Origin of the sequence: Arthrobacter sp. NPDC057259, from assembly GCF_042668995.1 — a bacterium.
Lineage (GTDB): Bacteria > Actinomycetota > Actinomycetes > Actinomycetales > Micrococcaceae > Arthrobacter.
Genome location: NZ_JBHUYA010000001.1, coordinates 653385 through 678887, shown reverse-complemented (window position 1 = coordinate 678887; position 25503 = coordinate 653385). Strand labels below are relative to the sequence as shown.

The window sequence follows — 25503 nt, the reverse complement described above, 5'->3', positions numbered from 1 at the left end:
GATACGGCCGTCACCCCGCCGCCCCCGCCGCGGCGGCGGACGGCAGCCCGGCTGCTCGGACTGCTCCGGCCCGTGCGGCTCAGGATGGCAGGCGTCGTCGCGGCAACCTGCGGCTTCGCCGCCCTGAACGTCGCCGCACCGAAGTACCTGGGCGACGCCACCGACATCGTGGTCCGCGGCGTCATGGGCCGGGGCTTCGACGAGGCGCACCTGGGCCGGCTGCTGCTGGCGGTGTCGCTGATGTACCTCGGCGCCTCCGTCTTCAGCTGGATCCAGGGCGCCCTCACCGCCACCGCCGTGCAGCGGCTCAGCTACGGCCTCCGGGCCGCCGTCGAACGCAAGGTCCACGTCCTGCCGTCCGCCCACTTCGAGGGCCAGCACCGCGGCGACGTGCTGAGCCGGGCCACCAACGACGTCGACAACGTCTCCCAGTCCCTGAACCAGCTGCTCAACCAGCTGATCATGTCCGTCCTGATGCTCACCGGCGCGCTGACCATGATGATCTGGCTTTCGCCGCTGCTGGCGCTCATCGCGCTCGTTTCCGTGCCGGTGTCCACCCTGGTCACCGTCCTGGTGGCACGCAGGTCGCAGGCGCACTTCGGCGAACAGTGGAGCAGCACCGGTGCCGTCCAGGCCCACCTCGAGGAATTCTTCTCCGGGCACGAGGTGGTCAAGGCCTTCGGCCGCCAGGAGGCCGCCGCCACGGTCTTCCGCGCCGGGAACGAGCGGCTCTACCGGGCCGCCTCCAGCGCCCAGTACCTCTCCGGGATGGTGCAGCCGCTGATGCTGTTCGTCGCCAACCTCAACTACATCGCTGTCGCCGTCATCGGGGCGCTCCAGGTGGCCGCGGGAACCATGAGCATCGGCGGTGTCCAGGCCTTCATCCAGTTCAGCCGGCTCTTCAGCCAGCCGATGGGGCAGATCGGCGGCATGCTCACCCTGATCCAGTCCTGCCTGGCGTCCGCCGGGCGCGTCTTCGCCCTGCTCGACGCGGACGAAATCCCCGCCGACACCGCCGGAGGCGCCGACCCCGCCGATACCGCAGGCACCGGCAACGCCGCCCTTCCGGCCGGACGGATCCGCTTCGAGGGGGTCAGCTTCGGCTACCGCCCGGACGCACCGGTGGTCCGCGACCTCAGCTTCACGGCCGAACCCGGCCAGACGGTGGCGATCGTCGGCCACACCGGCGCCGGGAAGACCACGGTGGTCAACCTCCTGATGCGCTTCTACGAGCCCGACGCCGGCCGCATCACCATCGACGGCGTCGACATCGCGGAACTGCCCAGGGACGTCCTCCGGGCGGGCATCGGAAGCGTCCTGCAGGACGCCTGGCTCTTCACCGGCACCATCCGAGACAACATTGAGTACGGCCGGCCCGGCGCCCCCGACGCGGACATCATCACCGCCGCGCAGGCCAGCCACGTCGACCCGTTCGCCCGCGCCCTCCCGGACGGGTACGCCACCGTCCTCGGCAACGACGGCGGATCGCTCAGCCGCGGCCAGCGCCAGTTGATCTCGATCGCCCGCACCCACCTGGCCGGCGGCAGCATCCTGGTCCTGGACGAGGCCACCAGCTCCGTGGACAGCCGGACCGAGCTGCAGATCCGGGAAGCGATGGCACGGCTCCGGGAGGACCGGACCAGCTTCGTGATTGCCCACCGCTTGTCCACCGTCCGGGACGCTGATCTAATTCTCGTCATGGACCAAGGACGCATCGTTGAGCAGGGCACCCACCAGGAACTGACCGGACGGGGAGGCCACTACGCCGCGCTGTGCCGCGCCCAGTTCGCCGGGCTGCCGGCCGCCGCGGACGCCCTGGAGTCCGGCCGGTGACGCCTCCCGCCGCCGGCCCGGCCGCCTTTCCGGGCACCTGGAAGCCCAGCACCGCCAGCTCCGTCCCGCTGTTCGAGCAGCTGCGGCTGAACATCATCGAACGGGCCGACGACGGCACGCTCGCCCCCGGAACCCGGCTCCCCGCCGTCCGCAGCCTGGCCGCCGAGCTGGGCGTCGCGCCGCACACCGTGGCCCGCGCCTACAAGGAACTCGAGGCCGCCGGCGTCGTCAGCACCCAAGGCCGCAACGGCACGGTGGTCTGCGCGCGGGACGAGGCCTGGGGGTCCCTCGCCGAGTCCGCCGCCGACTACGCCGCCGCCGCGCGGGCCAAGGGCGCCAGCTTCGCCGAGGCGGTCCAGCTGCTCGCCGCCGCGTACGACCGCCACTGAGCCGCGCTGAGCGCCCCTGACCGGGGTGCCCTAGCACACGCACCGCCCGAATAGCGATTCGAAGAAGTTTTCGATTAGCATGGTGAGCGTGCCTAAAGCCGTAGCTGAAGAACCCGCCGTCGTTATCCAGCCTGACGCCACCGCGCCGGAGCCCGGAAAAGCCGTGTCCCGGACCGAAGGAAAGACGGCCCGGGCGGCCACCGCGGTGCCGGAACGGCCCGACCTGTCCCGCCTGGTGGTGAAGGGCGCCCGCGAGCACAACCTGCGCAACGTTGACCTGGACCTGCCGCGCGACGCGATGATCGTCTTCACCGGCCTCTCCGGCTCCGGCAAGTCCTCCCTGGCGTTCGACACCATCTTCGCCGAGGGACAGCGCCGCTACGTCGAGTCGCTCTCCGCCTACGCCCGGCAGTTCCTGGGCCAGGTGGACAAGCCCGACGTCGACTTCATCGAGGGCCTCTCGCCCGCGGTCTCGATCGACCAGAAGTCCACCAGCAAGAACCCCCGCTCCACCGTGGGCACCATCACCGAGATCTACGACTACATGCGCCTGCTCTGGGCCCGTGTAGGGCGTCCGCACTGCCCGGTCTGCGGTGAGCCCGTCACCAAGCAGACCCCGCAGCAGATCGTGGACCAGCTGCAGGAACTGCCCGAGGGCACCCGGTTCCAGGTCCTCGCGCCCGTGGTCCGCGGCCGCAAGGGCGAATTCGTCGAGCTCTTCAAGGAGCTCAGCGCCAAGGGCTACTCCCGCGCCCGGGTGGACGACAAGCTGGTCCAGCTCAGCGACCCGCCCAAGTTGGGTAAGCAGTTCAAGCACACCATCGAGGTGGTGGTGGACCGCCTGGTGGTCAAGGAAGGCATCCGCCAGCGCCTGACCGACTCGGTGGAGACCGCCCTGGGGCTCGCCGAGGGCCGCGTCCTGGCAGAGTTCGTAGACCTCGACGCCGACGATCCCGAGCGGATCCGCGCGTTCTCCGAGCACCTCGCCTGCCCCAACGAGCACCCCCTCGCCCTGGACGAGATCGAGCCCCGCTCCTTCTCCTTCAACAACCCGTTCGGCGCCTGCTCGGTCTGCAGCGGCATCGGCACCCGGCTCGAGGTGGACGAGGAACTCATCGTCCCCAACCCCGAGCTGTCCCTGGCCGAGGGAGCCATCGCCCCCTGGTCGATGGGCGCCGCCACCACCGAATACTGGATTCGTCTCCTCAGCGGCCTCGCCAAGGACGTCGGCTTCTCCATGACCACGCCCTGGGAGAAACTCTCCAAGGATGCCCGCCAGACCGTCCTGCACGGCAAGGACCACAAGGTGGTCGTGCAGTACCGCAACCGCTTCGGCCGGGAACGCAAGTACAGCACCGGCTTCGAGGGCGTCGTGCAGTACGTGCACCGCAAGCACACCGAGACGGATTCCGACTCGGCCCGCGACCGGTACGAGGAATACATGCGGCAGGTCCCGTGCCCGGCCTGCAACGGCGCCCGCCTGAACCCGGCGTCGCTGTCCGTGCTGATCAACGGCAAGTCCATCGCCGAGGTCGCCGCCCTGCCGATGCGCGAGTGCGCCCACTTCCTGGACACCTTGGTGCTCACCGGCCGCGAGGCCCAGATTGCCAACCAGGTGCTCAAGGAGATCCAGGCCCGCCTGACCTTCCTGCTGGACGTCGGCCTCGAATACCTGAACCTGGAGCGGTCCTCGGGCACCCTGTCCGGCGGCGAGGCCCAGCGCATCCGGCTGGCCACCCAGATCGGCTCCGGCCTGGTGGGCGTTCTCTACGTCCTCGATGAGCCCTCGATCGGCCTGCACCAGCGCGATAACCGCCGGCTCATCGAGACCCTGACCCGACTCAGGGACCTCGGCAACACCCTGATCGTGGTCGAACACGACGAGGACACCATCCATGAGGCCGACTGGGTGGTGGACATCGGACCGGGCGCCGGCGAGCACGGCGGCAAGGTGGTCCACTCCGGCTCCTACCAGGACCTGCTGAAGAACACCGAGTCCCTCACCGGCGACTACCTCTCCGGCCGGAAGGCCATCGCGGTGCCGAAGAAGCGCCGCAAGTACGACAAGAAGCGCGAGCTGAAGGTCGTCGGGGCCAAGGAAAACAACCTCCTCAACGTGGACGCCTCCTTCCCGCTGGGGCTCTTCACCGCGGTCACCGGCGTCAGCGGCTCCGGCAAGTCCACGCTGGTCAACGAGATCCTCTACAAGGTCCTCGCAACCAAGCTCAACGGCGCCAAGCAGGTGGCCGGCCGGCACAAGACCGTCCAGGGCCTCGAGCACCTGGACAAGGTGGTCCACGTCGACCAGAGCCCCATCGGCCGCACGCCCCGGTCCAACCCGGCCACCTACACCGGCGTCTTCGACCACATCCGGAAGCTCTTCGCCGAGACCACGGAGGCCAAGGTCCGCGGCTACCTGCCCGGCCGGTTCTCCTTCAACGTCAAGGGCGGCCGCTGCGAGGCGTGCTCCGGTGACGGCACCCTGAAGATCGAGATGAACTTCCTGCCGGACGTCTACGTCCCGTGCGAGGTCTGCCACGGCGCCCGCTACAACCGGGAAACGCTCGAGGTCCACTACAAGGGCAAGACCATCGCGGACGTGCTGAACATGCCGATCGAGGAAGGCGCGGAGTTCTTTGCCGCGTTCTCGCCGATCGCCCGGCACCTGCGCACCCTGGTCGACGTCGGCCTCGGCTACGTGCGGCTGGGCCAGCCCGCCACCACCCTCTCCGGCGGCGAGGCGCAGCGCGTCAAGCTCGCCGCCGAGCTGCAGAAGCGCTCCAACGGCCGCAGCGTCTACGTCCTGGACGAGCCGACCACCGGCCTGCACTTCGAGGACATCCGCAAGCTCCTCATGGTGCTGCAGGGCCTCGTGGACAAGGGCAACACCGTGATCACCATCGAGCACAACCTTGACGTGATCAAGAGTGCGGACTGGATCGTGGACCTGGGCCCCGACGGCGGCTCCGGCGGCGGGCGGATCGTCGCCTCCGGCACCCCGGAACAGGTTGCCAAGTCCAAGGACAGCCACACCGCGGCGTTCCTCGCCGAAATCCTCGGCTAGCCCCTTCTCGACGCATCAAGAGGCTGTCGACACGCAGATGCCCTGCCGCACCCGGAATTCCGGGCGCGACAGGGCATTTGTGCGTCGAACGACACCCGTGGCAGCGTGCCGCACGGGAGCCGGCCTCCGGTTAACCGTTCGTCTGGACGAATTTCGGCCTTCCGGCCCCTCGTGAGAAACTAGGGCCCGTGATGCCTACCCCCGTGCCCGTAATCTTCGACCTGGACGGCACCCTGGTGGACCCGGCCGGCGGCATCACCGGGGGCATCGCCGCCGCCCTGCGGCAGCTCGGGATGCCCGTTCCGGGCCCCGCCGACCTGGACGCGATGGTAGGCCCCAAGCTCAGCCACTCCCTGCTGGAGATCGCCGGCGTCCCCGCCGACCGGCTCGAGGACGTCATCCGGCTCTACCGGGCGCACTACCTCGCCGAGGGCATCGCCCGGAGCCGGGTCTACGACGGGATCCGCGAACTGCTGGAGACCTTCGCCGCCGACGGCCGGCCCGCCGCCGTCGCCACCCAAAAACCCGAGCACCTGGCCCGGATCGTCCTGGACCACCACGGCCTGACCGGGCTGTTCCACACCATCCGGGGCTCCGCCGCGGACGAGTCCGCCTCGGCGCACGGACCGGCCGGCAAGGCCGGGATCGTCGCCGACGCCCTCGCCGACCTCGGCACCGGCTACGCCGTCATGGTGGGGGACCGCGCCCAGGACGTCGCCGGAGCGGCTGCCAACGGTCTGGAGTGCATCGGGGTAGGGTGGGGTTTTGCGCTCGACGGCGAACTCGCCGGGGCGGGCGCGGTGGCGGTCGTGCACAGCACCTCCGACCTAACCAACACGATTACCCGGCTGGACGCCGTCCGGACCGGTGCCCTGCAGGCCCTGAACGAGGTGCACACCGATGGCAATGTTTGACGCGATCCGCTGGACCACGCGGGGGCTGGTCAGCTCGACCTGCCGCCCCACGGTCATCGGACTCGAGAACGTCCCCACCACGGGACCGTTCATCGTGGCGCCGAACCATCTGTCCTTCCTGGACAGCGTGATCGTCCAGGCCCTCATGCCGCGGCCGGTGGCGTTCTTCGCCAAGGCCGAATACTTCACCACCAGCGGCGTCAAGGGCCGCCTGATGAAGGGCTTCTTCGAGGCCGTCGGTTCCATCCCGGTGGAGCGCGGCGAGCAGGCCGCCAGCGTGCAGGCACTCAAGACGCTCCTCGACATCCTCGAAGCCGGCAAGGGCATCGGCATCTACCCCGAGGGCACCCGCTCCCGCGACGGCATCCTCTACCGCGGCCGCACCGGCGTCGGCTGGCTCGCCCTGACCACCGGGGCCCCGGTCATCCCGGTGGGCCTGATCGGCACCGAGAACCTGCAGCCGGCGGATAGCAACAAGGTCCGCCCGCAGCACTTCACCATGAAGGTGGGGGAGCCGCTCTACTTCGAGAAGACCGGCCCGGACCACTCGCTCCCGGCCCGGCGCCAGGTCACGGACAAGATCATGGACGCCATCGCCGAGCTGAGCGGCCAGGAACGCGCCACCACCTACAACCAGAGCAAAACCGTCGAGTAGCGCGACCTGCCCCGAGGGCGGCGCGTGCGGCGTGCCCCGATGCGGGGGCGGGGCGTGCCGCTCAGTAGAATGAACTAGTGGCACATCCAGCGAGTTACCGCCCCAAGACCGGGGAAATCCCCACCAATCCGGGCGTCTACCGTTTCCGGGACCCGCACGGCCGGGTCATCTACGTCGGCAAGGCCAAGAACCTCCGCTCCCGGCTGAACTCGTACTTCGCCAACCCCGCGGGCCTGCTGCCCAAGACCCACGCCATGGTGCACACCGCCAGCAGCGTGGAATGGACCGTGGTCGGCAGCGAACTCGAATCCCTGCAGCTCGAATACACCTGGATCAAGGAATTCAAACCGCGATTCAACGTGATGTTCCGCGACGACAAGAGCTACCCCTACCTCGCGGTCACCATGTCGGAAAAGTACCCGCGCGTGCAGGTGATGCGCGGCGACCGGCGCAAGGGCACCCGCTACTTCGGCCCCTACACGGCCGGCGCCATCCGCGACACCATGGACACGCTGCTGCGCGTCTTCCCGGTCCGCAGCTGCAGCCCCGGGGTATTCAAACGCGCCGAGGCCAGCGGTCGGCCCTGCCTGCTCGGCTATATCGACAAGTGCTCCGCGCCCTGCGTCGGCCGCATCTCCCCGGAGGACCACCGGGCCCTGGCCGAGGACTTCTGCGCCTTCATGGGCGGCGAAGCCAAGCGCTTCGTCTCCCGGCTGGAAAGGGACATGGCCGCCGCCGTGGCCGAACTCGACTACGAGCTGGCCGCCCGGGTGCGCGACGACATCGTCGCCCTGAAAAAGGTCTTCGAACGCAACGCCGTCGTCCTCGCCGAGGACACCGACGCCGACGTCTTCGCCCTCTACGAGGACGAACTGGAGGCGGCCGTCCAGGTCTTCCACGTCCGCGGCGGCCGGATCCGCGGCCAGCGCGGCTGGGTAGTGGAAAAGGTCGAGGACTCCACCACCCCGGACCTCGTCGAACACCTCCTGCAGCAGGTCTACGGCGCGGAGGGCGAGGTCCAGGGCCGGCTCCCGCGCGAGGTCCTGGTCCCCGCCGAACCCAGCAACGCCGAGGAGCTGGCCCAGTGGCTGAGCGGCCTGCGCGGCGCCCGGGTGGACATCCGGGTCCCGCAGCGCGGGGACAAGGCCACGCTGCTCTCCACCGTCCGGGACAACGCCGAACACGCCCTCAAGCTGCACAAGTCCCGCCGCGCCGGCGACCTGACCATGCGGTCCCAGGCGCTGAATGAACTCCAGGAGGCACTGGACCTGCCGGTGGCGCTCCTGCGGATCGAATGCTTTGACATCTCGCACGTCCAGGGCACGAACGTGGTCGGTTCCATGGTGGTGGTCGAGGACGGCCTGCCGAAGAAGTCGGACTACCGCAAGTTCTCCGTCACCGGCCCCGCCGCCAACGACGACACCGCGGCCATGCACGACGTCCTGACCCGCCGCTTCCGCAACTACCTGCAGGAGCAGGCTGTCACCCCCGGCTCGGAGCCGGGCTCCGGCCCGCTGGCCGCGGCCCAGGCCGCCGCCGTCGCCCCCGCCGCCGCGCCCCTGTCCGCCGCGCCCGGCTCCGGCCCGGTCACCGACACCACGACGCCGGCGCCTAAGGCGAAGTTCGCCTACCCGCCGAACCTCGTCGTCGTCGACGGCGGCAAGCCCCAGGTCAACGCCGCAGCCAAGGCCCTCGCCGACCTCGGCATCCAGGACGTCTACGTCGTCGGCCTGGCCAAGCGGCTCGAGGAGGTGTGGCTGCCGGACAGCGACTTCCCGGTCATCCTGCCCCGCGCCTCCGCCGGGCTCTACCTACTGCAGCGGATCCGCGACGAGGCCCACCGCTTCGCCATCACCTTCCACCGGCAAAAGCGCGGCAAGGCCATGACCGTCTCCGTGCTCGACGGCGTGCCCGGCCTCGGCGAATCCAAACGCAAGGCCCTGCTGAACCAGTTCGGCTCGGTCAAGAGCATCAAGGCCGCCAGCGTCGAGGAGCTCACCGCGACCAAGGGCATCGGTCCCGCGCTGGCCGCCGCGATCGTGAAGCATTTCGACGCCGGCGACGGCGGGGACGAGCCCGCCGCGCCCGCGATCAACATGACCACGGGAGAAATCCTGGAAACTTAGCCCGGGCCGGCAAATTTGGCTAGGGTTAGAGGCTGATGCACGACGCGCGGCCGGCAGCACTTGCCCCGCGCGCCGTGCCGACGGCAGAGCAGACAGCAGAGATGGGGCACGACCGATGACAGAGTCACCCGCGGGAACCGGAGCAGAGGACGACCTGACCCCGGTGAAACCCGTCGAGGGGGAGCTGCTGGTGGTCACCGGCATGTCCGGCGCCGGGCGCAGCACCGCCTCCGACGCGCTCGAGGACCACGGCTGGTACGTGGTGGAAAACCTCCCGCCGCAGATGCTAGGAACCCTCGCGGAGCTGGTCTCGCACGCCCCGGGCTCCATCTCCAAGCTCGCCGTCGTGGTCGACGTCCGCAGTAAGGACCTGTTCGCGGACATCCGCGCCGCGCTGCGCAACCTCGAGGCCAGCGGCGTGACCTTCCGGGTGTTGTTCCTCGACGCCAGCGACGACGTCCTGGTCCGCCGCTTCGAGCAGGGCCGCAGGCCGCACCCGCTGCAGGGCGGCGGCCGGATCCTCGACGGCATCTCCGCCGAACGGGAACTGCTCCGCGAGCTGCGCGAGTCCTCCGACATCGTCCTGGACACCTCCCCGCTGAACGTCCACGGCCTCGCCACCGCCATCACCGAACTCTTCAGCGAGACCGGACCCGTGGCGCTCCGCCTGAACGTCATGAGCTTCGGCTTCAAGTACGGCCTGCCGGTGGACGCGAACTTCGTCGCCGACGCCCGCTTCATCCCCAACCCGCACTGGGTCCCGCAGCTGCGCCCGCACACCGGGCTGGACAAGGACGTCAGCGACTACGTGCTGGAGGCCGAGGGCGTCAGCAACTTTGTGGAACGCTACGTGCTGGCCCTCGAACCGGTCCTGGACGGTTACCGGCGCGAGAACAAGCACTACGCCACGATCGCCGTCGGCTGCACCGGCGGCAAACACCGCTCCGTCGCCGTTGCCGTCGAACTCTCCCGCCGGCTGGCCCAGTACCCCCGGGTCACGGTCACCACGACCCACCGGGATCTGGGCCGCGAATAATGGCGCTCCTCACCGGCCCCCTGCCCCTGGTCCCGGCCGCCAGCGCCGCCTCCGCCGGCCAGCAGGACAAGGGCCCCTCCGTCGTCGCGCTCGGCGGCGGCCACGGGCTCGCCGCCTCGCTCTCCGCCCTGCGCCTGCTTACCTCCGAACTCACCGCGATCGTCACGGTCGCGGACGACGGCGGCTCCTCCGGGCGGCTGCGCGAGGAGTACGGCGTGCTGCCCCCCGGTGACCTGCGGATGGCCCTCTCCGCCCTGTGCGATGACACCGACTGGGGCCGGACCTGGCGCGATGTCATGCAGCACCGCTTCAAGCCCGGCCGCGGCACGGGCGGCTCGCTCGACGAACACGCGATGGGCAACCTGCTGATCGTGACCCTCTGGGAACTCCTCGGCGACACGGTGGCCGGGCTGCAGTGGGCCGGCGCGCTGCTGGGCGCCCGCGGCCAGGTGCTGCCGATGTCCACCACCCCGCTGACCATCGAGGGCCAGGCACGGGTCCCCGGACCGGACGGCACCCCCGTCCTGGAAACCATCCGCGGCCAGGCCCGCTGTGCCGTCGCCGGCACCCTCGAGGCCGTGAGGCTGCTGCCGGAGGCGGCCCCGGCCTGCGTCGAGGCGCTCACCGCAATCGAACTCGCGGACTGGGTGGTCCTCGGACCCGGGTCCTGGTACACCTCCGTGCTGCCGCACCTGCTGCTGCCGGAGATGCGCACCGCGCTCTGCAACACCGAGGCCCGGCGCTGCCTGACCATGAACCTGGCGACCAACACCAAGGAAACCGCCGGCATGTCCGCCGCGGACCACCTCCGGGTGCTGCGGGACTACGCTCCCGACTTCACCGTCGACGTCGTCCTCGCCGACCCCGCCTCCGTGCCGGACACCGCCGACTTCGAGCGGGCGGCCGCGATGCTCGGGGCCGAGGTGGTCTTGGGTAAGGTTAGGGCGTCGAGCCGCCGGCCCGTGCATGATCCGCTGCGCCTGGCGACGGCGTACCACGACATTTTTGGAAACAGGTAGGAAGGTGCCATGGCACTGACAGCATCGGTCAAGGAAGAACTTTCCCGGCTGGACATCAAGAAATCCTCGGTCCGCAAGGCCGAGGTCTCCGCCATGCTGCGCTTCGCGGGCGGCCTGCACATCATCTCCGGCCGGATCGTGATCGAGGCGGAGGTGGACCTGGCGTCCACCGCCCGCCGGCTCCGTGCCGCGATCGCCGAGGTGTACGGCCACCAGAGCGAGATCATCGTCGTCTCCGGCGGCGGCCTGCGCCGCGGCAGCCGCTACGTGGTCCGCGTGGTGCGCGACGGCGAGGCGCTGGCCCGCCAGACCGGCCTGCTGGACGCCCGCGGCCGGCCCGTCCGCGGCCTTCCTTCCGTCGTCGTCAACGGCTCGGCCGCCGACGCGGAGGCCGTCTGGCGCGGCGCGTTCCTGGCCCACGGCTCGCTGACCGAACCGGGCCGGTCCTCCGCGCTCGAGGTCACCTGTCCCGGCCCCGAATCGGCGCTGGCCCTGGTCGGCGCCGCCCGCCGGCTCGGCATCCAGGCCAAGGCCCGCGAGGTCCGGGGAGTGGACCGCGTGGTGATCCGCGACGGCGACACCATCGCCGCGCTGCTGACCCGGATGGGCGCGCACGACGCGCTCATGGTCTGGGAGGAGCGCCGGATGCGCAAGGAAGTCCGCGCCACCGCCAACCGCCTGGCCAACTTCGACGACGCCAACCTGCGCCGCTCCGCCCAGGCCGCCGTCGCCGCCGGTGCCCGCGTGGACCGTGCCCTGGAAATCCTCGGCGACGACGTCCCGGACCACCTGAAGTACGCCGGCGAACTCCGCGTGGCGCACAAGCAGGCCAGCCTGGACGAGCTGGGCCGCCTGGCCGACCCGGTGATGACCAAGGACGCAATCGCGGGCCGCATCCGCCGCCTCCTGGCCATGGCGGACAAGCGCGCCCAGGACCTCGGCGTCCCCGGCACCGAGGCCAACGTGACCCCCGAGATGCTGGACGAGTAGCGGCACCCGCGGATCAGCGACAGAATCGGATCCAGGGCACGGGAATACCTCGCCGGCAGCGGAGGCTATGCCCACCGGGTCCACCCACAATCTTCCGGATGTCCAAGCATCCGGAGGCACAATCCGAGAGTTAGCAAAACCGGACCGTCGGGTCCACGACATTGGAGGATTTTGTGACCGAGTACGTACTGCCAGAGCTCGACTATGACTACGCCGCGCTGGAGCCCCACATCTCCGCGAAGATCATGGAGCTGCACCACAGCAAGCACCACGCCACCTACGTCGCCGGCGCCAACAACGCGCTGGCACAGCTGGCCGAGGCCCGCGAAAAGGGCGACTTCGCCAACATCAACCGCCTCTCCAAGGACCTCGCGTTCCACACCGGCGGCCACATCAACCACTCCGTCTTCTGGAAGAACCTCTCCCCGGACGGCGGCGACAAGCCCGAGGGCGAGCTGGCCGCCGCGATCGATGACGCGTTCGGTTCCTTCGACGCCTTCCGCGCGCAGTTCAGCGCCGCGGCGCTGGGCCTGCAGGGCTCCGGCTGGGGCTTCCTGGCCTACGAGCCGATCGGCGGCAACCTGGTCATCGAGCAGCTCTACGATCAGCAGGGCAACGTGGCTCTCGGCACCACCCCGCTGCTGATGCTGGACATGTGGGAGCACGCCTTCTACCTGGACTACGTCAACGTCAAGGCCGACTACGTCAAGGCGTTCTGGAACATCGTGAACTGGGCCGACGTCGCCAAGCGTTTCGACGCCGCCCGCAGCAACGCGACCGGCCTCATCACCCTCTAGCCGGACCTCCGGCGGAAACCCGCGTGTAACAAACCTCACATTTTGTTGCGCAAGGGGCCGAATCACGGAAGGCCCGCCCCTTTTGTTGCAGGGGCGGGCCACCTTAAACGTAAGATGGATCACGGAAGGCGGTTAGCCTTCAGCAACGTGGCTGGTCGCCCTCCGATCTGGTAATCATCTCTGCCCAATGGCGTGCGGGATCTGTTAGTTGGCTTGAACGCCTACTCAACTAATCGTGCTTGAGAGAGCACCAAGGAGACTGAAAACGTGACGACACGTATTGGTATCAACGGCTTCGGCCGCATTGGCCGCAACTACTTCCGCGCCGCCCTCGCACAGGGCGCCGACCTCGAGATCGTTGCCGTCAACGACCTCACCAGTCCGGAAGCCCTGGCCCACCTCTTCAAGTACGACTCCGTCGGCGGCCGCCTGGCCGAGTCGATCGAGGTCAAGGACGGCAACATCGTCGTCGACGGCAAGACCATCAAGGTCCTGGCCGAGCGCGATCCCGCGAACCTGCCCTGGGGCGAGCTTGGCGTGGACATCGTGATCGAATCCACCGGTTTCTTCACCAAGGCCGCCGATGCCAAGAAGCACATCGACGCCGGCGCCAAGAAGGTCCTGATCTCCGCCCCCGCCTCGGACGAGGACATCACCATCGTGATGGGCGTCAACGACGGCCTGTACGACAACGATGCGCACCACATCATCTCCAACGCCTCCTGCACCACCAACTGCCTCGGCCCGCTGGCCAAGGTCGTCAACGACGCGTTCGGCATCGAGCGTGGCCTGATGACCACCGTGCACGCCTACACCGCCGACCAGAACCTGCAGGACGGCCCGCACAAGGACCTCCGCCGCGCCCGCGCCGCAGCCATCAACATGGTCCCCACCTCCACCGGTGCCGCCAAGGCCATCGGCCTGGTCCTCCCGGAGCTCAAGGGCAAGCTGGACGGCTACGCCATCCGCGTTCCCGTCCCCACCGGCTCCGCCACCGACCTGACCGTCACTGTCTCCCGCGAGACCACCGTCGAGGAAGTCAACGCGGCCCTCAAGGCCGCCTCCGAGACCCCGGAACTCAAGGGCCTGCTGACCTACACCGACGAGCCGATCGTCTCCTCCGACATCGTCGGTGACCCGGCCTCGTCGATCTTCGACTCCGGCCTGACCAAGGTCATCGGCAACCAGGTCAAGGTTGTGTCCTGGTACGACAACGAATGGGGCTACTCCAACCGCCTCGTCGACCTCACGGAGCTCGTCGCATCCAAGCTGGGCTAGGGTAAGAGCCATGACATTCCACACCCTCGACGAACTGATCGCTGAAGGTGTCCGCGGGCGGTACGTTCTGGTCCGAAGTGACCTGAACGTGCCGCTCGACGGCTCTACAGTGACTGATGACGGCCGAATCAAGGCCTCCCTGCCGGTCCTCACGAAGCTCACCGACGCCGGTGCGCGCGTGCTGGTGACCGCGCACCTGGGCCGCCCCAAGGGCGCCCCGGAGGAGAAGTACTCGCTCAAGCCCGCCGTCGCGCGCTTGGCCGAGCTCGCCTCCTTTCCGGTCACCCTCGCCGACGACACCGTGGGGGAGTCCGCCACGGCGGCCGCCGCCGCGCTGTCTGACGGTGCGGCTCTGGTGCTCGAGAACGTGCGTTTTGACGCGCGGGAGACCTCCAAGGACGACGCCGAACGCGGCGCCTTCGCGGACGAGCTGGTCGCCCTCACCGGCGGCAATGGCGCCTTCGTGGATGATGCCTTCGGCGCCGTACACCGCAAGCACGCCAGCGTCTACGACGTCGCCACCCGCCTGCCGTCCTACCAGGGCGACCTGGTCCGGACCGAGGTCGAGGTGTTGCGGAAGCTCACCACGGACACCCAGCGGCCCTACGTGGTGGTGCTCGGCGGTTCCAAGGTCTCGGACAAGCTCGCCGTGATCGAGAACCTCATCGGCAAGGCCGACACCATCCTGGTGGGCGGCGGCATGCTGTTCACCTTCCTCGCGGCCGCAGGCCACAAGGTCGCCGGCAGCCTGCTCGAAGAGGACCAGATCCCCGTCGTCCAGGACTACCTGAAGCGCGCGGCCGACGCCGGCACCACCTTCGTCATCCCCACCGACGTCGTCGTGGCCGCCAAGTTCGCCGCCGACGCCGAGCACGAGACCGTGCGGGCGGACGCGATCGAGGAGAGCCGCTTCGGCACCTCCGGCATCGGCCTGGACATCGGCCCCGACTCCGCTGCAGCCTTTGCCGCGAAGATCGCCGAGGCGAAGACCGTGTTCTGGAACGGCCCCATGGGCGTCTTCGAATTCCCGGCCTTCGCCGGCGGCACCCGTGCCGTCGCCGAGGCGCTGACGAAGACCGGTGCCTTCACCGTGGTGGGCGGCGGCGACTCCGCCGCCGCGGTCCGGACCCTCGGCTTCGCCGACGACCAGTTCGGGCACATCTCCACCGGCGGCGGCGCCAGCCTCGAGTACCTCGAAGGCAAGGACCTACCCGGCCTGAGCGTGCTGGACCGCTAGACCCTTCCCCTTTTTCACCGCAACGACTTTTGGAGACCTCGTGACCACGTCAACCAACGGCAAGTTCGACCGGAAGCCCTTCATCGCGGGCAACTGGAAGATGAACATGGACCATGTCCAGGGCATCACCCTGCTGCAGAAGCTCGCCTGGACGCTCTCGGACGCCAAGCACGACTACAACCGCGTGGAGGTGGCCGTCTTCCCGCCGTTCACCGACCTCCGCGGCGTCCAGACGCTGGTCCAGGGCGACGACCTGCAGGTGGCCTACGGCGGCCAGGACCTGAGCCAGTTCGACTCCGGCGCCTACACCGGCGACATCTCCGGTGCGTTCCTCGCCAAGCTGGGCTGCAGCTACGTCCTCGTCGGCCACAGCGAACGCCGCACTATCCACCAGGAGACCGACGAGGTCCTCAACGCCAAGACCAAGGCCGCCTTCAGCCACGGCCTCACCCCGGTGCTGTGCGTGGGCGAAGGCCTCGAGGTCCGCCAGGCCGGAACCCACGTCGAGCACACCCTCGCCCAGCTCCGCGCCGGCGTCGAGGGCCTCACAGCCGAGCAGGCCGCCGAACTGGTCGTGGCCTACGAGCCCGTCTGGGCCATCGGCACCGGCGAGGTCGCCGGACCGGAGGACGCTCAGGAAATGTGCGCCGCGATCCGCGCCGAGCTCGAAAAGCTCTTCGACGGTTCCGTGGCCGCGAAGACGCGCCTGCTCTACGGCGGTTCCGTGAAGGCCAACAACGCTGCCGCTATCCTGAAGGAACGCGACGTGGACGGGCTGCTGGTAGGCGGCGCCAGCCTGGACGCGGCCGAGTTTGCTAATATTGTCAGGTTCGAGAGCCACCTCACGGCGGAGTAGTCCGCCGCAGGCACCGGTTCCCGCAATCCCCTCTTTCGAAAGGCCGTCGTGGACGTTCTTCATGTCATCCTGCAGGTGCTGCTGGGTATCACCAGCCTCCTGCTGACCCTGCTCATCCTGCTGCACAAGGGTCGCGGCGGCGGTCTGTCCGACATGTTCGGCGGCGGCATGAGCTCCGGGCTCAGCTCCTCCGGCGTGGCCGAGCGGAACCTGAACCGGTTCACAATCGTCCTCGGCGTGACCTGGGGCGTGGTCATCATCGCCCTCGGCCTGCTTATGCGCTTCAGCACCGGCGCCGACTCCTAGCGCTGACCGCGGGCCCCTCACGGGGCCGGTGCAGACAATTTCATACGGGCCCTCCGGCCCTGACCGCATCGGGAACTTCCTGCTTACACTGTCGCTGGCAACCGCCAACGGACCATGACAGTAGCCAGGAGTTCCCGATGCTGCATTCTGCGACAGGTTTCAGGGGTATCCGCGTCGGCGCGGTCGCCGGCGCATCCGCCCGCCACGAGCCGTTCGACGGCGGCGCCACCCCGCCCCGGGTCAGCGTGTGCTTCCGCTGCGCCAAGGGCCACGAGACATCCGTCGTCTTCGCCCGGCTGCCCGAGGACCAGATCCCGGGCGTCTGGGACTGCCGCCGCTGCGGTTGCCCGGCCACGAGGGACGAGGCGCGCTTCGCCCTCGAGGACGAGCCGGGGGACAGCTACAAGACCCACCTCGAATACGTTAAAGAGCGGCGCTCCAGCCAGGACGCCGAAGACGTCCTGGCCGGAGCGCTGGAAAAACTACGCGCCCGACGCGCTCTTGCGGACCAACTGCTCCGGGACGCGTGAGGCCGCTTCCTCGTCGATCAGCCAGAGCGTCTCCAGCCGGCCGCGCGGCCCGGCCGCCGGGACCTGCACGGGGTTGGCGCCGGCCAGGGCCAGGCCCACGGCACCGGCCTTGTCGTCACCGGCCACCACCATCCACACCTCGTCGGCGGTATTGATCGTCGGCATCGTCAGCGAGACGCGCAGCGGCGGCGGCTTGGGGGAGTTTCGGACCCCCACCACCGTCAGCTGCTTTTCCCGGATGCCCGCCTGCTCGGGGAACAGCGAGGCCACGTGGGCGTCGGGGCCGACGCCGAGGAGAACGATGTCCAGCCGCGGGAGCGTGCCCGGCTCCTCCGGACGGTCATCGGACGTGTCCGCCGCGTGTTCCGCGGCGGCGGCCTCGGCCAGCCGGCGCGCGTAGTCCGCGGCCGCCTCCTCCGGGGTGTCGAATTCGTCCGAGGAGCCAGGGACGTGCACCCGGGCGGGGTCGACGTCGATGTGCGCGAGCAGGGCCTCCTGGGCCTGGCGGGCGTTCCGGTCGGCGTCGTCGCGGCCGACGAAGCGCTCGTCGCCCCACCAGAAGTTGACCTTGGACCAGTCCACCGCGCGGACCGCGGGGGATTCGGCCACGGCCTTGAGCGATCCGATGCCCATGGTGCCGCCGGTCAGGACCACCGTGGCCTGGCCGTGCTTGTCCTGGATGTCCACCAGCTTGGTGATCAGCCGGGCGGCGATCGCCGCCATCAGGACCTTGGAGTCGGGGTGGATGCTAACTCTGGGCTCAACGCTCACTGGGACGGACACTCCTTAGGTTGGTACGCGGCAGTCCAATGGTAATCACTTCGCCGAAGACCTCGTCCGGGTCCAGGCGCCGGAGCTCCTCGGCCAGGCAGTCCTTGAGGCTGCGCCGCGGCAACGAGATCCGCTGCACAGGCTGGCCCGGCTGGCTCAGCTCGGCCACGTCCAGGCCCGGCCGGAACAACTGCACGTCCCCGCCGGTGCGGCAGAGCCGCACCCGGCGGATGCCGGTGCCTGCCGGGTCGGCGACGATCGTCACGGGTGCGTCGAGTGCCAGCGTGAGCCAGGCCGCGAGCAGCAGCGTGCTGGGGGAGTCGGAGGCGCCCTCGACGGCGACGGCGGTCACCGGGGAGGCATCCACCTGGTCCAGCACGGCGGCCAGCTGGATCCGCCAGTTGGTCAGGCGGGTCCAGGCCAGGTCCGTGTCGCCGGCCTTGTAGGTGCTGCGGATGTTCTCGAGCGCCGCATACGGGTCAGGCTCGTTGGCCGAGTCCGTGATGCGGCGGTGCGCGATCCGTCCGATGGAGGTCTCGCAGGCGTTGCGCGGGGCACCGTGCGGCCACCAGGCCACGATCGGAGCGTCCGGCAGCAGGAGCGCGGCGACCAGGGACTCGCTCTCCTCGGCCAGTTCGCCGTAGCCGCGCAGCACGATCACCTCGGAGGCACCGGCGTCGCCGCCCACCCGGATCTGGGCGTCCAGCCGGGTGGGGGCGGAGGCCCCGGCGTCGGCGAGGACGATGATCCGGCAGGGGTGCTCCCGGCTGGCCTCGTTGGCCGCCTGGATGGCTTCCTCCTCCAGGCCGGACTTGGTGACCACCACCAGGGTCAGCACTCGGCCCAAGGCGATCACCCCGCCGCGTTCGCGCAGCGACATGATCTCCTTGGAGATCTTGGACGTGGTGGTATCGGGAAGATTGACGATCATGGCCTTCTCCAGGTCCGCCCGTCGCGGGCAAGCAGTTCATCGGCGGAGGCGGGGCCCCAGCTGCCGGGCGCGTACGGCTCCGGTTGTTCCTTCTTCGCGGCCCAGTGTTCCTCGAACGGGTCGAGGATCTTCCAGGACAGCTCCACCTCCTGGTGCCGCGGGAAGAGCGGCGGCTCACCCAGGAGCACGTCCAGGATCAGACGCTCGTAGGCCTCCGGGCTGGACTCGGTGAACGAGTGGCCGTAGCCGAAGTCCATGGTCACGTCACGGACTTCCATCTGCGTGCCGGGAACCTTGGACCCGAAGCGGATGGTCGCGCCCTCGTCCGGCTGGACGCGGATGACGACGGCGTTCTGCCCAAAGGTGTCCTCGCCGTGGTCGCGGAACAGCAGGTTGGGGGCGCGCTTGAAGACGACGGCGATTTCGGTCACGCGGCGGCCCAGGCGCTTGCCGGCGCGCAGGTAGAACGGCACCCCGGACCAGCGGCGGGTGTTGATGTCCACCCGGATGGCGGCGAAGGTCTCGGTGGTGGAGTCCTTGGGGATGCCCTCTTCCTCCAGGTAGCCGAGCACCTCCTCGCCGCCCTGCCAGCCGCCGGCGAACTGGCCACGGGCAGAATGGGCGGACAGGTCCTCGGGCAGCCGGACGGCGGCCAGGACCTTTTCCTTCTCCGCGCGCAGGTCGTCGGCGTTGAAGGAGATGGGTTCCTCCATGGCCGTCAGCGCCAGCAGCTGCAGCAGGTGGTTCTGGATGACGTCGCGGGCCGCGCCCACGCCGTCGTAGTAGCCCGCGCGGCCGCCGGTGCCGATGTCCTCGGCCATGGTGATCTGCACGTGGTCGACGTAGTTGGCGTTCCAGAGCGGCTCGAACAGCTGGTTGGCGAAGCGCAGCGCCAGGATGTTCTGGACCGTTTCCTTGCCGAGGTAGTGGTCGATGCGGAACACGGCGTCCGGCGGGAAGACGGACTCGACGATGTCGTTGAGCTGCCGGGCGGACTCCAGGTCGTGGCCGAACGGCTTCTCGATCACCACGCGGCGCCACTTGTCGCCCTCGGCCTGGGCCAGGCCGTGCTTGGACAGCTGCCGGCAGACCAGCTCGAACGCCTTTGGCGGGATCGAGAGGTAGAAGGCGTGGTTGCCCCGGGTGCCGCGACGTTCGTCGAGCTCGGTGATCGTGTCGCTCAGCCGCTCGAAGGCGTCGTCGTCGTCGAATTCGCCCTGGACGAAGCGGATGCCCTCGGATAGCTGCTCCCAGACGGTCTCGTCGAACGGGGTGCGGGCGTAGCTCTTGACCGACTCCTTCACCTCGGCGGCGAAGTCCTCGTCCTCCCACTGCCGCCGCGCGAAGCCCACCAGGGCGAAGCTGGGCGGCAGCAGTCCGCGGTTGGCCAGGTCGTACACGGCCGGCATGAGTTTCTTGCGGGCCAGGTCACCGGTGACGCCGAAGAGCACCAGGGATGAGGGGCCGGCGATGCGGTTGAGTCGGCGGTCCCGCGGGTCGCGGAGCGGATTGCGCCCCCGGCCCGCGGCCTTCTGACCGCCGTTGTGCGTTGATGGCATGGTTGGTCTGGTGCCTTAGCTTTCGGGGGACGAGGGGGAGTGGCCGGTGCCTGCCGCGCCGGGCAGCGAGCGGACCAGCTGCTGCAGCTGGGCGACGCCGGCGGCCCGGTCGGTCAGGTGCAGCCGCAGGACGGGACGGCCGTGCTCGGAGAGCACCTGGGCGTCTCCTGCGGCCTGCGCGGAGATGAGTTCGCCGAAGCTGAACGGCCGGTCCGGGATGGACAGGTCCGTCGCGGAGGCCGCGGTGACCTGCAGGAACACGCCGATCGCGGGGCCGCCCTTGTGGAACTGCCCGGTGGAGTGCAGGAAGCGCGGGCCCCAGCCGAAGGTCACCGGCCGGCCGGTGGCGGCGGCGAGTTCGTCGCGGACGCCTTCCAGCGGCGCGTAGCTGAGCCGGTCGAAGTATGCCTGGACGCTGAGGTAGCCGTCGGAGCCGAGCTGGCCGAGCAGCGCGGTGACGGCCTCGGCGGCCGACCCGGCCCCGCCCAGCCAGTCGCCGCCGCGGACCTCGATGGCGCCGTCGGTGAAGTTGGCGGGCGTGGGTTCGGGCTGGGCGTCCAGCAGGCCGCGGGCGGCCACCTTGGCGGCCTCCACGTCGGGCTGGTCGAACGGGTTGATGCCCAGCAGCCGTCCGGCGACGGCGGTGGCGAATTCCCAGGTCATCATCTGGGCGGCGAGGCCGCCGGCGATGGCCGCCTGGTCGCCGGAGAGTTCGACGTCGGCGTCGGCCGCCACGAGCCGGACGACGAGCACGTCGGCGGCGCCGGAGGTGACCTCCGGGGCGTGGGGGCCGGCGACGACGGGCAGCACGCCGGTGCCCAGCTTGCCGGTGGATTCGGCGATCAGCTGCTCGGCCCAGTCGGCGAACCCCTTGATCCCGGAGCCGTCCTCGGCGATGACGATCTTGTTCCGCAGCGGGCTGGTGCCGCCCAGTGCGGCGCCGAGGGCCAGGCCGATGTTGTCCTCGCTGTCCTCGTTGAGGATCTCGGCGGTCTCCTCGGCCTCGTCCAGGAACGCCTGGATGTCCACGCCGGCCAGGCCGGAGGGCACCAGGCCGAATGCGGTCAGTGCGGAGTAGCGGCCGCCGACGTTGGGGTCGGCATTGAACACGGCGCGGTAGCCGGCCTCGCGGGCGGACTTGTCCAGCGGCGAGCCCGGATCGGTGACGATGATGATGCGGCTCTTGGCGTCCAGTCCGGCCTCGGTGAAGGCGTGCTCGAACACCCGGCGCTGCGAGTCGGTCTCCAGCGTGGAGCCGGACTTGGAGGAGACCACAATTGCGGTCTCGGCCAGGCGGTCCGCGAGGGCGGCGGAGACCTGCTCGGGGTCGGTGCTGTCCAGGACCGTCAGCTCGACGCCTGCGGTGCCCGCGATGACCTCGGGGGCCAGCGAGGAGCCGCCCATGCCGCAGAGGACGATGCGCGTCACCCCGTCGGCGTGGAGCTCGTCACGAAGGGCCAGGATGTCCTGGACCAGCGGCTGGGACACCGTGGCGGCCTCCACCCAGCCGAGCCGGACCGAGGCCTCGGACTCGGCGTCGGCGCCCCAGAGCGTGGGGTCCTTGGCGAAGATCCGGGTGGCGACCCGGTCCTCCAGCAGGGCGGGCAGGTGCTGTTCGTGGGCCGAGCGGGCTGCTCCCGCGGCGTCGTAGCTGAGAGTGGTCATGGGGACTAGGCGTCCTTCCGTGCAGCGGCGAGGGCGCCCTCGACGTCGGCCAGCAGTTCCTTCCAGCTTGCCACAAACTTCTCCAGGCCCTCGGACTCGAGCTGGGCGACGACCTCGTTGTAGGAGATCCCCAGCTCATCGAGGGCGTTGAGGGTGGCGTTGGCGTCGTCGTAGCCGCGGGTGACGGTGTCGCCGGTGACGGCGGCGTGGTCGAAGGTCGCGTCCAGGGTCTTCTCCGGCATGGTGTTCACGACGCCGGGGGCCACCAGTTCGGTGACGTACAGGGTGTCCGGGTAGGCGGGGTCCTTCACGCCGGTGGAGGCCCAGAGCGGGCGCTGCGGGCGGGCCCCGGCGTCGGCGAGGAGTTCCCAGCGTTCGGTGGAGAACAGTTCCTGGTAGACCTGGTAGGCCAGGCGGGCGTTGGCCAGGCCGGCCTTGCCCTTGAGTGCCTTGGCCTCGTCCGTGCCGATCGCGTCGAGTCGCTTGTCGATCTCGGAATCGACGCGGGAGACGAAGAAGGACGCCACGGAGTGGATCTTCGAGAGGTCGTGGCCGTTCTCCTTGGCCTGCTCCAGGCCGCTCTGGAAGGCGTTGATCACGGCGCGGTAGCGCTCGAGGGAGAAGATCAGGGTGACGTTGACGCTGATGCCGGCCGCGAGCGTGGCGGTGATGGCCTCGAGGCCCTCGAGGGTGGCGGGGATCTTGATCAGGACGTTGTCCTTGTTGACCCGCTCGTAGAGTTCCTTGGCCTCGGTGATGGTGCCCTGGGTGTCCCAGGCCAGGCGCGGGTCCACCTCGATCGAGACGCGGCCGTCAACGCCGTGGGTGGCCGCGGCGACGGGGGCGAAGAGATCGCAGGCGTCGGCGACGTCGGAGGTGGTGATCGAGAAGATCGTGTCCTCGACGTTCGCGCCGGCGGCGGCCTTCTCCTTGATGATTTCGTCGTAGTCGTGGCCGGAGGTGATGGCGGCCTGGAAGATGCTGGGGTTGGTGGTGACGCCAACGACGTTCTTCTCTTCGATGAGCTTGCGCAGGGTGCCCGTGGTGAGGCGGCCGCGGGAGAGGTCGTCCAGCCAGATGGAGACGCCGGCGTCGGAGAGTTGCTGCGTGGGGGTGGTGTTCATGGGTTACTCCTGAAAAATCTGGGGCCGCCGCCGGTGGGCGGCGGCCCAGGGGATGAAGAGTGTTAGGCCGTGAGGCCGGCCAGGGATTCCTTGGCGGCGGCGGTGACGGCTTCGGCGGTGATCCCGAACTCCTGGAAGAGGCGCTTGTAGTCGGCCGAGGCACCGAAGTGTTCCAGGCTGACGGACCGGCCGGCGTCGCCGACGTAGTTCCGCCAGGTCAGGGCCAGGCCGGCCTCGACGGAGACGCGGGCCTTGACGGCGGCGGGCAGCACGGCTTCACGGTAGGAGGCGTCCTGGCGTTCGAACCACTCGACGCAGGGCATCGAGACCACGCGGGTGGGGATGCCCTCGGCCTGCAGCGCCTCGCGGGCCGCGACGGCCAGCTGGACCTCGGAGCCGGTGCCGATCAGGATGACCTTCGCCTCGGCGGTGGCGCCGTCCTTGGACGCTTCGGCCAGGACGTAGCCGCCCTTGGCGACCCCGGCGGTGGAGGCGAAGGTGTCGCCCTCGGCCTCACCGGTGCCACGGTCCCAGGTGGGGATGTTCTGCCGGGTCAGCACGATGCCGGCCGGGTTGGCGTGGTTGGTCAGCATCGCCTGCCACGCCGCTGAGACCTCGTTGGCGTCGCCGGGGCGGACGACGTCCAGGCCCGGGATGGCGCGCAGGGACGCCAGCTGCTCCACCGGCTGGTGGGTGGGGCCGTCCTCGCCGAGGCCGATCGAGTCGTGCGTCCAGACATACAGGGACGGCACGCCCATCAGGGCACCGAGCCGGATCGCGGGGCGCTGGTAGTCGGAGAAGATCAGGAACGTGCCGGAGAACGCCCGGGTGGGCCCGGCGAGGGTGATGCCGTTCACGATCGACGCGGCGGCGTGTTCGCGGATGCCGAAGTGCAGGACGCGGCCGTAGGGGTTGCCCTTCCACGCCTCGGTCTGCCGGGACGCGGGGATGAAGGAGGGCGAACCCTCGATCGTGGTGTTGTTCGACTCGGCGAGGTCGGCGGAGCCGCCCCAGAGTTCGGGCATGACCGGGCCGATCGCGTTCAGCACCTTGCCGGACGCGGCACGGGTGGAGACGTCCTTGCCGGCCTCGAACAACGGCAGGGCGGCGTCGAAGTCTTCGGGCAGGGTTTGGGACTCGACGCGCTGCAGCAGGGCGGCGGACTCCGGGTAGGCGGCCTGCCAGGCGTCGAAGCCTTCCTGCCAGGTCTTGCGCTCCGCGGCGCCGCGGTCGGCCACGGCGCGGGTGTGGGCCAGGACCTCCTCGTCGACCTGGAAGGACTTCTCCGGGTCGAAGCCCAGGACCTGCTTCAGGCCGGCGACCTCGTCGGCGCCGAGGGCGGAGCCGTGGATCTTGCCGGTGTTCTGCTTCTTCGGTGCGGGCCACCCGATGATGGTGCGCAGCGAGATGATGGAGGGTTTGTTCGTCTCCGCCTTGGCCGCGAGGAGGGCGGCGTGGAGTTCGGCCACGTCCTCCTTGTATTCACCGGTGCGTGTCCAGTCGACGCGCTGGGTGTGCCAGCCGTACGCCTCGTAGCGGGCCAGGACATTCTCGGTGAACGCCACGTCCGTGTCGTCCTCGATGGAGATGTGGTTCTCGTCGTAGATCACCACGAGGTTGCCCAGTTCCTGGTGTCCGGCCAGCGAGGACGCCTCGGAGGTCACGCCTTCCTGGAGGTCGCCGTCGGAGGCGATGACCCAGACGGTGTGGTCGAAGGGGCTCTCGCCGGCGGGAGCCTCGGCGTCGAACAGGCCGCGCATGCGGCGCTGGGAGTACGCGAACCCGACGGCGGACGCCAGGCCCTGGCCCAGCGGGCCAGTGGTGATTTCCACGCCCTTGGTGTGCTTGTACTCCGGGTGGCCCGGGGTCAGCGAACCCCAGGTCCGCAAAGCCTCAAGGTCCTTCAGCTCCAGGCCGTAGCCGGAGAGGAAGAGCTGGATGTACAGCGTGAGGGAGGTGTGCCCGGGGGAGAGGATGAACCGGTCCCGGCCCAGCCACTGCGGATCCGTCGGGTCGTGCCGCATCAGCTTCTGGAAGAGCAGGTACGCGGCCGGGGCCAGGCTCATGGCCGTGCCCGGGTGGCCGTTACCGACCTTCTCCACCGCGTCCGCGGCCAGGACCCGGATGGTGTCCACGGCCTTCTGGTCCAGGCTGGTCCATGACAGTTCTTGCTCTTCCAAATGTGGCACGTAAACCGGGCCCCTCTCTGTGCTGACGGCCGGAGGTACGGGGCATGGCCTCGAGAGGCGTCCGCCGGGGCACACGAGGTGCCCGCGTGGGTGTACCAGCCGTTCACCATCGAAACGTTGATCTATCACTCAGTCGCAAGCGCAGGGGCGTGGAATGCCGCCGGGGCGGTATGCCCGCGCGAGCCGATCTGTCAGCCAGCTTAGTCCCATTCCGGCGGCCCTGAGGCGTATGTG

General features: G+C 69.5%; 21 protein-coding genes. 15 read left to right on the top strand and 6 right to left on the bottom strand.

The features are described 5' to 3' along the window. The first annotated feature begins 84 nt into the window (after positions 1-84). The 15 genes from ACFUCU_RS03245 (at position 85) to ACFUCU_RS03175 (ending at position 17030) form a co-directional block, all read left to right on the top strand. Positions 85-1833 (top strand): ABC transporter ATP-binding protein, encoded by a 1749-nt coding sequence (locus ACFUCU_RS03245; RefSeq protein WP_377970800.1) that lies wholly within the window; start codon positions 85-87, stop codon positions 1831-1833. Continuing rightward, entirely contained in the window at positions 1830-2222 is a 393-nt protein-coding gene (locus tag ACFUCU_RS03240) for a GntR family transcriptional regulator (protein WP_377970607.1), read from the top strand. The genes ACFUCU_RS03245 and ACFUCU_RS03240 overlap by 4 nt, the downstream gene beginning before the upstream one ends. Before the next feature lie 88 nt (positions 2223-2310). Then, complete coding sequence (gene uvrA / locus ACFUCU_RS03235; RefSeq protein WP_377970605.1) at positions 2311-5286, top strand: excinuclease ABC subunit UvrA; 2976 nt, start codon at positions 2311-2313, stop codon at positions 5284-5286. Between the two features lie 191 nt (positions 5287-5477). After that, positions 5478-6200 carry an HAD hydrolase-like protein gene (locus ACFUCU_RS03230; protein WP_377970603.1) on the top strand — a complete coding sequence of 241 codons (723 nt, stop codon included), beginning with the start codon at positions 5478-5480 and terminating at the stop codon, positions 6198-6200. After that, the gene (locus ACFUCU_RS03225) at positions 6187-6855 is read left to right on the top strand and encodes a 1-acyl-sn-glycerol-3-phosphate acyltransferase (RefSeq protein WP_290257928.1); all 669 of its coding nucleotides are present in this window, start codon (positions 6187-6189) and stop codon (positions 6853-6855) included. The genes ACFUCU_RS03230 and ACFUCU_RS03225 overlap by 14 nt, the downstream gene beginning before the upstream one ends. 77 nt (positions 6856-6932) lie before the next feature. Then, complete coding sequence (gene uvrC, locus ACFUCU_RS03220) at positions 6933-8981, top strand: excinuclease ABC subunit UvrC (RefSeq protein WP_377970601.1); 2049 nt, start codon at positions 6933-6935, stop codon at positions 8979-8981. A 115-nt stretch (positions 8982-9096) separates the two neighbouring features. Continuing rightward, the gene (gene rapZ / locus ACFUCU_RS03215) at positions 9097-10017 is read left to right on the top strand and encodes an RNase adapter RapZ (RefSeq protein ID WP_290257926.1); all 921 of its coding nucleotides are present in this window, start codon (positions 9097-9099) and stop codon (positions 10015-10017) included. After that, complete coding sequence (gene yvcK / locus ACFUCU_RS03210; protein ID WP_364137439.1) at positions 10017-11036, top strand: uridine diphosphate-N-acetylglucosamine-binding protein YvcK; 1020 nt, start codon at positions 10017-10019, stop codon at positions 11034-11036. Before rapZ ends, yvcK begins: the two co-directional genes overlap by 1 nt. A gap of 9 nt (positions 11037-11045) precedes the next feature. Then, positions 11046-12026, top strand: coding sequence for a DNA-binding protein WhiA (whiA, locus tag ACFUCU_RS03205; protein ID WP_290257924.1), 981 nt, complete (start codon positions 11046-11048; stop codon positions 12024-12026). Between the two features lie 173 nt (positions 12027-12199). Further along, entirely contained in the window at positions 12200-12823 is a 624-nt protein-coding gene (locus ACFUCU_RS03200) for a superoxide dismutase (RefSeq protein WP_364137436.1), read from the top strand. Positions 12824-13090: 267 nt separating this feature from the next. Beyond that, positions 13091-14101 (top strand): type I glyceraldehyde-3-phosphate dehydrogenase, encoded by a 1011-nt coding sequence (gene gap / locus ACFUCU_RS03195; protein WP_290257922.1) that lies wholly within the window; start codon positions 13091-13093, stop codon positions 14099-14101. A gap of 10 nt (positions 14102-14111) precedes the next feature. After that, positions 14112-15338, top strand: a complete 1227-nt coding sequence (locus ACFUCU_RS03190) for a phosphoglycerate kinase (protein ID WP_377970597.1) — start codon at positions 14112-14114, stop codon at positions 15336-15338. 40 nt (positions 15339-15378) lie between these two features. Beyond that, a complete protein-coding gene (gene tpiA, locus ACFUCU_RS03185; protein ID WP_290257920.1) occupies positions 15379-16194 on the top strand; it encodes a triose-phosphate isomerase in 816 nt (271 codons plus the stop codon). Between the two features lie 48 nt (positions 16195-16242). After that, on the top strand, positions 16243-16500 hold the full coding sequence (gene secG, locus ACFUCU_RS03180) for a preprotein translocase subunit SecG (RefSeq protein ID WP_290257919.1): 258 nt from the start codon (positions 16243-16245) through the stop codon (positions 16498-16500). Between the two features lie 137 nt (positions 16501-16637). Further along, positions 16638-17030 (top strand): RNA polymerase-binding protein RbpA, encoded by a 393-nt coding sequence (locus tag ACFUCU_RS03175; protein WP_290257918.1) that lies wholly within the window; start codon positions 16638-16640, stop codon positions 17028-17030. On the opposite strand, the gene pgl is transcribed toward ACFUCU_RS03175, so the two are convergent. The 6 genes from pgl to tkt all read right to left on the bottom strand — a co-directional run bounded on the left by pgl (position 16983) and on the right by tkt (position 25260). After that, positions 16983-17801: a 6-phosphogluconolactonase gene (pgl, locus tag ACFUCU_RS03170; protein WP_377970595.1), complete on the bottom strand. Its 819-nt coding sequence runs from the start codon at positions 17799-17801 to the stop codon at positions 16983-16985. The genes ACFUCU_RS03175 and pgl overlap by 48 nt on opposite strands. Then, the gene (locus tag ACFUCU_RS03165; RefSeq protein WP_290257916.1) at positions 17791-18732 is read right to left on the bottom strand and encodes a glucose-6-phosphate dehydrogenase assembly protein OpcA; all 942 of its coding nucleotides are present in this window, start codon (positions 18730-18732) and stop codon (positions 17791-17793) included. Before ACFUCU_RS03165 ends, pgl begins: the two co-directional genes overlap by 11 nt. Beyond that, a complete protein-coding gene (zwf, locus tag ACFUCU_RS03160) occupies positions 18729-20291 on the bottom strand; it encodes a glucose-6-phosphate dehydrogenase (protein ID WP_377970593.1) in 1563 nt (520 codons plus the stop codon). Before zwf ends, ACFUCU_RS03165 begins: the two co-directional genes overlap by 4 nt. A gap of 15 nt (positions 20292-20306) precedes the next feature. After that, positions 20307-21956: a glucose-6-phosphate isomerase gene (locus ACFUCU_RS03155; protein ID WP_377970591.1), complete on the bottom strand. Its 1650-nt coding sequence runs from the start codon at positions 21954-21956 to the stop codon at positions 20307-20309. 5 nt (positions 21957-21961) lie between these two features. Next, the gene (gene tal / locus ACFUCU_RS03150) at positions 21962-23080 is read right to left on the bottom strand and encodes a transaldolase (protein WP_290257913.1); all 1119 of its coding nucleotides are present in this window, start codon (positions 23078-23080) and stop codon (positions 21962-21964) included. A gap of 62 nt (positions 23081-23142) precedes the next feature. Continuing rightward, positions 23143-25260 (bottom strand): transketolase, encoded by a 2118-nt coding sequence (tkt, locus tag ACFUCU_RS03145; protein ID WP_377970588.1) that lies wholly within the window; start codon positions 25258-25260, stop codon positions 23143-23145. Positions 25261-25503: the final 243 nt, after the last annotated feature.

Bases quoted from the DNA above. Each gene is read 5' to 3' on its own strand.
- ACFUCU_RS03230 (WP_377970603.1), top strand. From the start codon at position 5,478: ATGCCTACCCCCGTGCCCGTAATCTTCGACCTGGACGGCACCCTGGTG.
- zwf (WP_377970593.1), bottom strand. From the start codon at position 20,291: ATGCCATCAACGCACAACGGCGGTCAGAAGGCCGCGGGCCGGGGGCGC.
- ACFUCU_RS03190 (WP_377970597.1), top strand. From the start codon at position 14,112: ATGACATTCCACACCCTCGACGAACTGATCGCTGAAGGTGTCCGCGGG.
- ACFUCU_RS03225 (WP_290257928.1), top strand. From the start codon at position 6,187: ATGGCAATGTTTGACGCGATCCGCTGGACCACGCGGGGGCTGGTCAGC.
- ACFUCU_RS03245 (WP_377970800.1), top strand. From the start codon at position 85: ATGGCAGGCGTCGTCGCGGCAACCTGCGGCTTCGCCGCCCTGAACGTC.
- ACFUCU_RS03175 (WP_290257918.1), top strand. From the start codon at position 16,638: ATGCTGCATTCTGCGACAGGTTTCAGGGGTATCCGCGTCGGCGCGGTC.
- tal (WP_290257913.1), bottom strand. From the start codon at position 23,080: ATGAACACCACCCCCACGCAGCAACTCTCCGACGCCGGCGTCTCCATC.
- ACFUCU_RS03165 (WP_290257916.1), bottom strand. From the start codon at position 18,732: ATGATCGTCAATCTTCCCGATACCACCACGTCCAAGATCTCCAAGGAG.
- whiA (WP_290257924.1), top strand. From the start codon at position 11,046: ATGGCACTGACAGCATCGGTCAAGGAAGAACTTTCCCGGCTGGACATC.
- yvcK (WP_364137439.1), top strand. From the start codon at position 10,017: ATGGCGCTCCTCACCGGCCCCCTGCCCCTGGTCCCGGCCGCCAGCGCC.
- ACFUCU_RS03155 (WP_377970591.1), bottom strand. From the start codon at position 21,956: ATGACCACTCTCAGCTACGACGCCGCGGGAGCAGCCCGCTCGGCCCAC.
- rapZ (WP_290257926.1), top strand. From the start codon at position 9,097: ATGACAGAGTCACCCGCGGGAACCGGAGCAGAGGACGACCTGACCCCG.